Below are 9821 nucleotides of genomic sequence, written 5' to 3'. Positions count from 1 at the left end.
AGGGCATGACGATGGTGGTCGTCACGCACGAGATGGGCTTCGCCCGCTCGGCCGCCAACCGGGTCGTCTTCATGGCCGACGGAAGGATCGTCGAGCAGGCGTCGCCCGAGGAGTTCTTCAGCAACCCGCGCAGCGACCGCGCCAAGGACTTCCTTTCCAAAATCCTTCACCACTGAGCGAGTTGGCGATCTAGTGTACGCCCTTCACGCCCGGTAACACTCCTGGCAGCACGCCCAGCACCACGCCTAGCAAAGGGATCTTCCTCCATGAAGCTTCGCAACGCCTCCGCCGCGGCCGCGGCCGCCGTCGTCCTCGCGCTCACCGCCACCGCCTGTGGCAGCGGTTCGGACTCCGGCAGCAACGGCGACAAGATCACCATCGGCATCAAGTTCGACCAGCCGGGCCTCGGCCTGAAGACCCCGGACGGCACCTACGCCGGCTTCGACGTGGATGTCGCCAAGTACGTGGCCAAGGAGCTCGGTTACGCCGAGGACAAGATCAACTGGAAGCAGGCGCCGAGCGCCGAGCGCGAGAACCTGATCAAGAACGGTGACGTGAAGTTCGTCGTCGCCAGCTACTCGATCAACGAGAAGCGCCTCAAGGAGGTCGACTTCGCGGGTCCGTACTTCCTGACCCACCAGGACCTGCTCGTCCGCGCCGACGACACCTCGATCACCAAGGTCGAGGACCTCAACTCCAAGAAGCTCTGCTCGGTCACCGGCTCGACCTCCGCGCAGAACGTCAAGGAGAAGCTCGCGCCGAAGGCCGACCTCCAGCAGCTCGGCGGCTACTCCGAGTGCCTGACCGGCCTGGAGAACAAGGCCGTCGACGCCCTGACCACCGACGCCTCCATCCTCGCGGGCTACGCCTCGCAGAAGGAGCACCAGGGCAAGTTCAAGCTCGTCGGCCTCTCGATGAGCGACGAGAACTACGGCATCGGCATCAAGAAGGGCGACGCCGACCTCAAGGGCAAGATCAACAAGGCCCTGGAGAAGATGGTCTCCGACGGCACCTGGGACAAGCTCGTCAAGCAGCACTTCGGCCCCTCCGGCTACAAGAACGAGCCCGCGCCGAAGATCGCCGGCTGAACCACCCCGCCGCGTCGGTGACGGCCTCCCCCGCCGGGGGCGGCCGTCACCCCGGCACCGGCCGCTGCCCTCGCACCGGCCGCCACACCGACCGACCACCAGGGGAGAGCGCGGGGCATCGTGTTCGACTTTCTTGATTCCGGGCAGTACGACCTGCTCGGCGCCTTCTGGGTGACGGCGCAGCTCGCGCTCTACTCGGCGATCGGCTCACTGGTCTGGGGCACCGCCCTGGCCGCGATGCGGGTCAGCCCGGTCCCCCTGATGCGCGCCTTCGGCACCACGTACGTCAACCTCGTCCGCAACACGCCGCTGACCGTGGTGATCGTGGCCTGTTCGTTCGGGCTCAACCAGACCCTCGGAATCGCGCTCGGCGGCTCCGACTTCAAGGAGATCGGCTTCCGCCTCTCGGTCCTCGGACTCGTGGCGTACACCGGCACCTTCGTCTGCGAGGCGCTGCGCTCCGGCATCAACACCGTGCCGGCGGGCCAGGCCGAGGCGGCCCGCGCGCTGGGCCTGAGCTTCACGCAGGTCCTCACCCTGGTGGTGCTCCCCCAGGCCTTCCGCGCCGCGGTGACCCCGCTCGCGAACGTGCTGATCGCCCTCACCAAGAACACCACCGTGGCGGCGGCCATCGGCGCCGCCGAGGCGGCGCTCCTGATGAAGGAGATGATCGAGAACGAGGCCGACTCGCTCTTCGCGGTCTTCGCCGTCTTCGCCTTCGGTTTCATCGTCCTGACCCTCCCCACCGGCCTGTTCCTGGGCTGGGCGGCCAAGCGACTGGCGGTGAAGCGATGAGCTCCGTCCTGTACGACACCCCCGGCCCCCGCGCCAAGCGGCGGAACGTCGTCTACACCGTCGTCTTCCTCGCGGCCCTGGCCCTCGTGGCCTGGTGGGTCCTCGCGGCCCTCAACGACAAGAACCAGCTCGCGGCCGACAAGTGGAGCCCGTTCGTCACCGACTCGCAGGTCTGGACGACGTACCTCCTGCCCGGTCTCACCGAGACCCTCAAGGCCGCCGGGCTGTCGATCCTGATCGCGCTGCCGCTCGGTGCGGCCCTCGGCATCGGCCGGCTCTCGGACCACCGCTGGGTACGGGTGCCCGTCGGCGCGGTCGTGGAGTTCTTCCGCGCGATCCCGGTGCTGCTCCTGATGATGTTCGCGAGCGCCGTGTACGCGAACTTCACGACCGTCAGCTCCGACTTCCGCCCGCTGTACGCGGTCGTCACGGGCCTCGTGCTCTACAACGCCTCCGTGATCGCCGAGGTCGTCCGGGCCGGCGTGTACTCCCTGCCCAGGGGCCAGGGCGACGCCGCCGTGGCGCTCGGCATGCGCAAGGGCCAGACCATGGTGTACGTCCTGCTGCCGCAGGCCGTGACCGTCATGCTTCCCGCCCTGGTGAGCCAGCTCGTCGTCATCGTGAAGGACACCGCTCTCGGCGGCGCCCTCCTCGGCTTCAGCGAACTGCTCAGCCAGAACCGGCAGATCACGGCCAACTACGGCGCCAACACGATTGCCACCTTCACGGTCATCGCCCTCATCTTCATCGTGCTCAACGCCATCCTGACCAACCTCGCGAGCCGACTCGAGAAGCGCCTGCGCCAGGGCCGCAAGTCCCCGGTCGCCAAGCTGCCCGCCCAGGGCGGCGCCCCCGAGGTGCCCGCGGACGTGGTCAGCGGCACCTGACACGCGGGACCGCGGAGGGTCCGCGGACGACCCCCGAGCGGTGACCGGGCCGGCCGGCAGAGGATCGGGACGGCACCGGAACGGCGGGTTCGAACAGCGTCCGGGTGGGCGTGGCGCGGCACCGACATCACGTCGGCCGCACCACGCCCACCTCGTCACTTGACGCAAACACCCCCAGTGGGTTGCATACGGTCTGTGATCAAGCACCGGGCTCGTGCCACACTCGACTGTGCTGCCCTCATGACCGTCCGGCCTTCAGGAGCCGCGCCGTGGACCCGGTGATCATCGTGGGCGCGGGGCCGGTCGGCCTCGCGCTCTCCCTCGCCCTCGCGGCGCAGGGCGTGCCCAGCGTCGTCCTCGACGAGGGCTCCGGCAAGGAGGAACCGCGCCCCGCGCGGACGGTCGTCCTGCGCGCCGACATGGCCGCGCTGGTGGAGCGCCTCGGCTGCGCGACCCTCCGTGACGAGGGAGTCCGCTGGGTCGGCTGGCGCAGCATGCGCCGCCGTCAGCTCATGCGCCACCTCCCGCTCGACCTGGGGATCCTGGGCGCGGACGGCCCCGGGGACGCCGGGCCCTCCGCCCCCCTCCACATTCCGCAGCACGCGCTCGCCCGCGGCCTGCGCGACGCCATCACCCGCGAGCCGCTCGTCCAGCTGATCACCGAGGCCCGGCTCGACACGATCGAGCAGGACCGGGACGGTGTCACCGCCCACACCCGCGGCCCCGACGGCACCTGGTGGCGCGGCAGCCACCTCGTCGGCTGCGACGGCGCCCGCTCCACCGTGCGCAAGCTCCTCGGCGTCCGTTTCCCGGGCCGTACGGCGGTGGAACGGCACGCGGTGGCCGCGCTCCGCACCGAACTCCCCTGGCCCGGCGAGGCGCTGCTGCACCGTCAGCCGCCGTGGCGCGGCGCCGCCGAGGAGATCACCGCCCGTCCGCTCCCGGACGGGGTGTGGCGCATCGACTGGCTGCTGCCGCCACGGGGCGAGCTGGTCACCCCGGACGTCCTCGTGGGCCGCATCCGCGAGACCCTCGCCGGCTGGTGCGACGGGGCCACGCCCCCGTACGAGCTGATCGACACCGGCGTGCACACCCTGCACCACCGGCTCGCGCGGCGCTGGCGGGTCGACCGGGTGCTGCTCGCCGGGGACGCCGCGCACCTGCTGGGCGCGGTCGGCACCCAGGGCCTCGACGAGGGACTCAGAGACATCGACAACCTCGCCTGGAAGCTGGCCCTGACCTGGCACGACAGCGCCTCGGACGCGCTGCTCGACAGTTACCAGAGCGAGCGCCGGGCCGCCGTCGCGGCGCGGCTGCGCACCGCCGACCAGTCGCTGCCGGTGCTGCGCGGCGGCGGTGGTCTGCGGACGTACCTTCCGGGGGTCACCCGCGGCCACGACGCCCTGCTCACCGACGGCCACATCGGGCGCGGGCCGCTCGGCGCTCCCCCCGCCTACCCGCACTCGCCGGTCGCGCCGCCGCCCGCCGAGGGGCGGACCCCGGTCGGCACGCCGGAGGGCGCCCCCGTCGAGGACGTCCGCGTGACGGCCCCGGACGGCACGACCGTACGGCTCCGCGACCGGCTCGGCCGGGGCCGACTGCTCGTCCTCCTGGTCGCGCCCGGCACCGGGGTGTGGGACCGGCGGCACTGGCGCGGCGCGGGCGTGATGCCCCGGCTGGAGGAGGCCGTCCAGGCTTTGCCGGTGAAGGCCGAGGTCCTCGTCACCGAGGCGTACCCGGGCGCGCCCGCGCACACCGTCCTGCTCGTCCGGCCCGACGGGCATCTGGCCGCCGCCTTCGCCGGTGTCCGCCCCGAGGAGCTGTACAAGGCGGCCGACGCGGTCCGGGGCGGGGCTCCGGCCACCGCCGGGGACTCCGCCGACAAGGACCGCACGGCGGACATGCGTTGATTCCCGCGGGCGCACGTGGTGTACTCCGGAGCGTGACCGACACCGATGTGCGCCTGTGGCGGAGGGTCCATATGGACCTCGTCCGCTATGCGGGCTGCGTGTGTCGTCCGTCCTGCTGATCTCGCCTCCCTTCCTCACGCGCGCGCCCAGCCCCCGCCTGCCGTCCGGCTGCCCCCTTCGGGTTTCCCGGCGTCCGGGGGCGCGTGTGCCGTCGCGCGTACCCGCGAACTCCAGGACGGTCATCCGTGTCCCAGCACGTCTCCCCACCTTCCTCTTCCCCCGCCCCTTCCTCCTCTCCCTCTCCCGCCGGCCCCAGTTCGGACACGGTCACCCGGGCCCCCTCCGCGGCCGAGCTGCTGGACTTCGTCCGGCGGACGGCCGCCGACCGCGCACTCGTCTCCTCCCTGCCGCTCGACCCTGAGGGCCGTACGTGGGTACGGCTCGACGGCCCCGGCGGCAGCGAGGCCTGGCTCATCGGCTGGCCGCCGGGCACGGGGACCGGCTGGCACGACCACGCCGAGTCCCAGGGGGCGTTCGCCACGGCGAGCGGCACGCTGACGGAGCACGCGCTGGCGGTGAGGCTTCCGGCGAGTGGCTGGAAGACCCTGGAGCTGGCCGACGGGCTCGACCGCTCGCGCCGCCTCAGGGAGGGCCAGGGCCGTGCCTTCGGCACCCACCATGTGCACGAGGTCCTGAACGAGTCACCCGACACCCACGCCGTCTCGGTCCACGCCTACTACCCCCCGCTCCCGCTGATCCGCCGCTTCAGCCGGTCCGGCGCGGTCCTCCGCCTTGAGCAGGTCGAGCGTCCGGAGGACTGGCAGTGAGCGGCGGCACGGCTGACGAGCGGGCCGGCACCGGTGGCAGCACAGCTGACGAGCGGGCCGGCACCGGCACCGGCACCGGCACCGGCATCGACGAACTCCTCGAACGGGTGCGGTCGGGTCTCGACCGGATCGAGCCGCGCGAGGCGTTCGAGGCGTACGAGGCGGGTGACGCGCTCCTGGTCGACACGCGCTACGCGGCCCTGCGGAACCGGGACGGGCTGATCCCGGGCGCCCTGGTCGTGGAACGCAACGAACTGGAGTGGCGGCTCGACCCGCTCGGCAGCCACCGGGCGCCGGAGGCGGTGAGCCACGACCTGCGGGTGGTGGTGTTCTGCAACGAGGGCTACGCCTCCTCCCTGGCGGCCGAGTCCCTGCGCAGACTCGGCCTGCACCGGGCGACCGACGTCATCGGCGGCTTCCAGGCCTGGCGGGCGGCCGGTCTCCCGGTCCTCCTCCCGGCCCCACCCCGCTGACGGCACCGGCCGTAGGCCCCCGGACCCATGCCCGCGGGCCCGTCCGTCAGAAGGGCTCGTCGAGTCCGACCGTGTCCTCGCCCTCGGCTTCGAGAGCCTGCCGGACGACACGGAGGGCCATGCCCTCGGGGTACCCCTTGCGGGCCAGCATCCCCGCGAGCCGGCGGAGGCGGCGGTCGCGCTCCAGGCCCCGCGTGGCCCGGAGTTTGCGGTCCACCAGCTCCCGGGCGGTGGCCTCCTCGCGCTCGGAGTCGAGCTGCTCCACCGCCTCCTGGATCAGGGCGGGCTCGACCCCCTTGGTCCGCAGCTCCCGGGCGAGCGCCCGGCGGGCGAGGCCCCGACCGTGATGGCGGGACTCCACCCAGGCGCCGGCGAAGGCGGCGTCGTCGATGAGGCCGACGTCCTCGAACCGGGAGAGGACCTCGTCCGCCACCTCGTCGGGGATCTCCCGCTTGCGCAGGGCGTCGGCGAGCTGCTTGCGCGTGCGGGGGGTCCCGGTGAGCAGGCGCAGACAGATCGCCCGCGCCCGCTCAGCCGGGTCCTGGGGTGACAGCTCCTTCTCGGCCCTCGACGAGTCGGGGCTGTCACCCGGCCATTCGGTGCGACCGGTCACCGGTTCAGCTCTTGGCCGCGGTGGCCTTGGTCGCCTTCGCGGCCTTGACCGCCGGGGCCGGGACGCTCTTGGCGTCGGCGTCCGCACCGGCCGCCTCCGCACCGCTCGCCGTGTCCGCACCGGTCTCGGCCGCCGCAACCGGGGCCTCCGGGCGGACGCCGACGCCCAGCTTCTCCTTGATCTTCCTCTCGATCTCGTTGGCGAGGTCGGGGTTGTCCTTCAGGAAGTTGCGGGCGTTCTCCTTGCCCTGGCCCAGCTGGTCGCCCTCGTACGTGTACCAGGCGCCGGCCTTGCGGACGAAGCCGTGCTCGACGCCCATGTCGATCAGGCCGCCCTCGCGGCTGATGCCCTGGCCGTAGAGGATGTCGAACTCGGCCTGCTTGAACGGGGGCGCGACCTTGTTCTTGACGACCTTGCAGCGGGTGCGGTTGCCGACCGCCTCGGTGCCGTCCTTCAGGGTCTCGATGCGACGGATGTCGATGCGCACCGAGGCGTAGAACTTGAGGGCGCGGCCACCGGTCGTGGTCTCCGGCGAGCCGAACATCACGCCGATCTTCTCGCGGAGCTGGTTGATGAAGATCGCGGTGGTCTTCGACTGGTTGAGCGCGCTGGTGATCTTGCGGAGGGCCTGGCTCATCAGGCGGGCCTGGAGACCCACGTGCGAGTCACCCATCTCGCCCTCGATCTCCGCGCGCGGCACGAGCGCGGCGACGGAGTCGATGACGATCAGGTCGAGGGCGCCGGAGCGCACCAGCATGTCGACGATCTCGAGCGCCTGCTCGCCGTTGTCCGGCTGGGACAGGATGAGGTTGTCGATGTCGACGCCCAGCTTGCGGGCGTACTCGGGGTCGAGGGCGTGCTCGGCGTCCACGAAGGCCACCTGGCCGCCGGCCTTCTGCGCGTTCGCGACGGCGTGCAGGGTGAGGGTCGTCTTACCGGAGGACTCGGGGCCGTAGATCTCCACGACACGACCGCGCGGCAGGCCGCCGACACCGAGGGCGACGTCGAGGGCGGTCGATCCGGTGGGGATCACCTCGATCGGCTCCTGGGTGCGGTCGCCCATGCGCATCACGGCGCCCTTGCCGAATTGGCGTTCAATCTGTGCGAGCGCGGCGTCGAGCGCCTTCTCGCGGTCGGTTCCTGCCATGGGTTCCACCCGGTTTGCTTGAGTCGATCGCTTCATGTGAAAGACGCTAACCCCTGCCACTGACAATGGGCCCCGGCGTCCCTGCGACCTGTGGATAACTCGGCGACGAGCCCCGTGATTCCTGGGGCCGGAACCTCATAAGAATGCATGTTCGATTTTAGTGTCAAGCGCGCCACGCGGGGTCCACGGCGAGCAGCTCCGGCCGCTTGGCGAGGCGGCCGTCACCGGACGAACGGCCGCGCAGCCGCCGCCCGAGCCACGGGCCGAGGAAGGTGCCCGCCCAGCGCAGCTCGGCGCCCGCCCGGCGCAGCCCCGTGGGCGGCAGGGCGTCCGGCGGCGGCAGCGGCCGTGTCCAGGAGTCGTCGCTCCCGGGCAGGCCGAGGGCGTGGGCGAAGGCCTCGGCGATCCGCGCGTGCCCGAGCGGGGAGGAGTGGAGCCGGTCGGGGCTCCACAGACGGGGATCGGCGCCGACCTCGTGGCCGGCGGCCTCGGCGACGACGACCCCGTGCCGGGCCGCCGCCTCCCTGACGCGCGCGTTGAGGACCTCGATCCGGGCGCCGAGCGGGCGTGCCAGCGGAACCAAGCGGCTGACGTCGGGAAAGGTGACCGTGGCGACGACGGCCCCCTGGGCGGTCAGCGCGGCGAACATTGCCTCCAGGTGCCCGGCCACCTCGTCGGCGTCGAACCCGGGCCGCATGAGGTCGTTGACCCCCGCGACGACCGTGGCGAGGTCGGGCCGCAGCGCGAGGGCCGCCGCGAGCTGCCCGGCGCGCACCTGACCGGCGAGCCGGCCCCGTACCGCGAGGTTGGCGTAGCGCAGGCCCGGGTTCTCCTGGGCGAGCAGCTCGGCGAACCGGTCCGCCCAGCCCCGCAGGCCGCCGACGTCGTCACCGTCGCCGACACCCTCCGTCTGGCTGTCCCCCAGGGCGACGTACCGCTCGAACGCCCGCACCCCCTGACGCGACTCCTCCGCCATGCCGGCCACTTCTCCGGCCTCCGCCATGCCGAGCACCTCTCCGGCCTCCGCCATGCCGACCACCACCTCTCCGCCGAACCCCCGCGAACGGCTCACCCTATTCACTTTTTTGACTATAGCTTCAGGGCTCCACGGTCCGCCGCGAACCGCCGCCTATCCTTCGACGCATGCCCTCCCCTCTCCGCCGCCCCGGCGACGGCAGCCGCTTCCCGCAGCGGACCACCGACGCCCTCGTCGCGGGCGTCGTCCTCCTCGTGGTGGTGGGGTGGACGCTGCTCTCCGCCCGGCACACGAGTGAACCGGCGCTGCGCACCGCACTCGGCTGGGCGCTGATCCTCATCGGCTGCGGAGCGCTCTGCGTCCGGCGCGGTCACCCGGTCACCGTCGCCGTCGTCACGCTGCTCGCCTGCGTGACCTACTACCCGCTGTCCGAGCAGGACGGCCCGCTGATGATCGCCTTCGCGCTCGCGCTCTACACCACCGCGGCCGAGGGCCGGTTCGCCGCGGCCGTCGCCCTCGCCGCCGTCACCCTGCTCGCGGTCGGGCTCGGCGAGATCCGCCAGCAGCCCGGCCACCGGCAGATCGACGACACCTCGCTCGCCATGCTGGCCGGCTGGCTGATCAGCCTGGTCGCCGTCGGACGCGCCCAGCGCACCCGCATCGCCTACCTCCACGAGGTGGAGCAGCGGGCCCTCGCCGCCGAGCGCGAGCAGGAGGCCCGCGCCCGGCAGAGCGCCACCGAGGAGCGGTTGCGGATCGCCCGCGAGGTGCACGACGTCCTCGGCCACACCATCTCGCTGATCAACGTGCAGTCGGGGGCCGCTCTCCACCGGCTCGGCAAGCACCCCGCACCCGAGGCCGGGCTCGCCACCGCCACCGAGGCCCTGGAGGCGGTCAAGGCCACCAGCAAGGACGCCCTGCGCGACCTGCGGGCCACGCTCGGCGTGCTCCGACGGGCGGACGAGTCGACCCCGACCGCCCCGGCATCCGGCCTCGCCCTCCTCGGAGACCTCGTCGCGCGGGCCCGCGCGGGGAGCCACGACGTCCCCACCCCCGTGACCCGCCAGCCCCAAAAACGAAAAGCCTCGGGTTGGGGAAAAATGTG

General features: G+C 72.3%; 11 protein-coding genes and 1 pseudogene. 9 read left to right on the top strand and 3 right to left on the bottom strand.

All coding sequences use genetic code 11. From position 1 onward, the window contains the following. The 8 genes and pseudogenes from ACWDVG_RS31270 to ACWDVG_RS31235 all read left to right on the top strand — a co-directional run. Window positions 1-176 (top strand): annotated as a pseudogene (locus ACWDVG_RS31270) (amino acid ABC transporter ATP-binding protein); the annotation flags it as partial. 90 nt (window positions 177-266) lie between these two features. Beyond that, window positions 267-1088 carry a glutamate ABC transporter substrate-binding protein gene (locus tag ACWDVG_RS31265; RefSeq protein WP_451704267.1) on the top strand — a complete coding sequence of 274 codons (822 nt, stop codon included), beginning with the start codon at window positions 267-269 and terminating at the stop codon, window positions 1086-1088. Window positions 1089-1208: 120 nt separating this feature from the next. Next, window positions 1209-1883 (top strand): amino acid ABC transporter permease, encoded by a 675-nt coding sequence (locus ACWDVG_RS31260; RefSeq protein ID WP_451704265.1) that lies wholly within the window; start codon window positions 1209-1211, stop codon window positions 1881-1883. Then, window positions 1880-2770, top strand: a complete 891-nt coding sequence (locus ACWDVG_RS31255) for an amino acid ABC transporter permease (protein WP_451704263.1) — start codon at window positions 1880-1882, stop codon at window positions 2768-2770. The genes ACWDVG_RS31260 and ACWDVG_RS31255 overlap by 4 nt, the downstream gene beginning before the upstream one ends. Window positions 2771-3039: 269 nt before the next feature. Continuing rightward, window positions 3040-4680 carry an FAD-dependent monooxygenase gene (locus ACWDVG_RS31250; protein ID WP_451704262.1) on the top strand — a complete coding sequence of 547 codons (1641 nt, stop codon included), beginning with the start codon at window positions 3040-3042 and terminating at the stop codon, window positions 4678-4680. Window positions 4681-4712: 32 nt separating this feature from the next. Beyond that, window positions 4713-4799: a putative leader peptide gene (locus tag ACWDVG_RS31245; RefSeq protein ID WP_311605579.1), complete on the top strand. Its 87-nt coding sequence runs from the start codon at window positions 4713-4715 to the stop codon at window positions 4797-4799. A gap of 126 nt (window positions 4800-4925) precedes the next feature. Then, a complete protein-coding gene (locus ACWDVG_RS31240; RefSeq protein ID WP_451704260.1) occupies window positions 4926-5507 on the top strand; it encodes a cysteine dioxygenase in 582 nt (193 codons plus the stop codon). An 86-nt stretch (window positions 5508-5593) separates the two neighbouring features. Then, complete coding sequence (locus ACWDVG_RS31235) at window positions 5594-5980, top strand: rhodanese-like domain-containing protein (protein ID WP_451704271.1); 387 nt, start codon at window positions 5594-5596, stop codon at window positions 5978-5980. A gap of 46 nt (window positions 5981-6026) precedes the next feature. Here ACWDVG_RS31235 and recX read toward each other — a convergent pair whose 3' ends face one another. The 3 genes from recX to ACWDVG_RS31220 form a co-directional block, all read right to left on the bottom strand. Further along, window positions 6027-6593, bottom strand: coding sequence for a recombination regulator RecX (recX, locus tag ACWDVG_RS31230; RefSeq protein WP_451704259.1), 567 nt, complete (start codon window positions 6591-6593; stop codon window positions 6027-6029). A 4-nt stretch (window positions 6594-6597) separates the two neighbouring features. Beyond that, window positions 6598-7740, bottom strand: a complete 1143-nt coding sequence (gene recA / locus ACWDVG_RS31225; RefSeq protein ID WP_451704257.1) for a recombinase RecA — start codon at window positions 7738-7740, stop codon at window positions 6598-6600. Window positions 7741-7903: 163 nt separating this feature from the next. Next, entirely contained in the window at window positions 7904-8716 is an 813-nt protein-coding gene (locus ACWDVG_RS31220) for an SGNH/GDSL hydrolase family protein (protein ID WP_451704269.1), read from the bottom strand. A 167-nt stretch (window positions 8717-8883) separates the two neighbouring features. Here ACWDVG_RS31220 and ACWDVG_RS31215 point away from each other — a divergent pair. After that, on the top strand, window positions 8884-9821 hold a 938-nt coding region (locus ACWDVG_RS31215), incomplete at its 3' end, for a sensor histidine kinase (RefSeq protein WP_451704256.1).

Source organism: Streptomyces sp. NPDC003327 (assembly GCF_053589515.1).
This window is presented reverse-complemented; position numbering and strand designations above follow the sequence as displayed.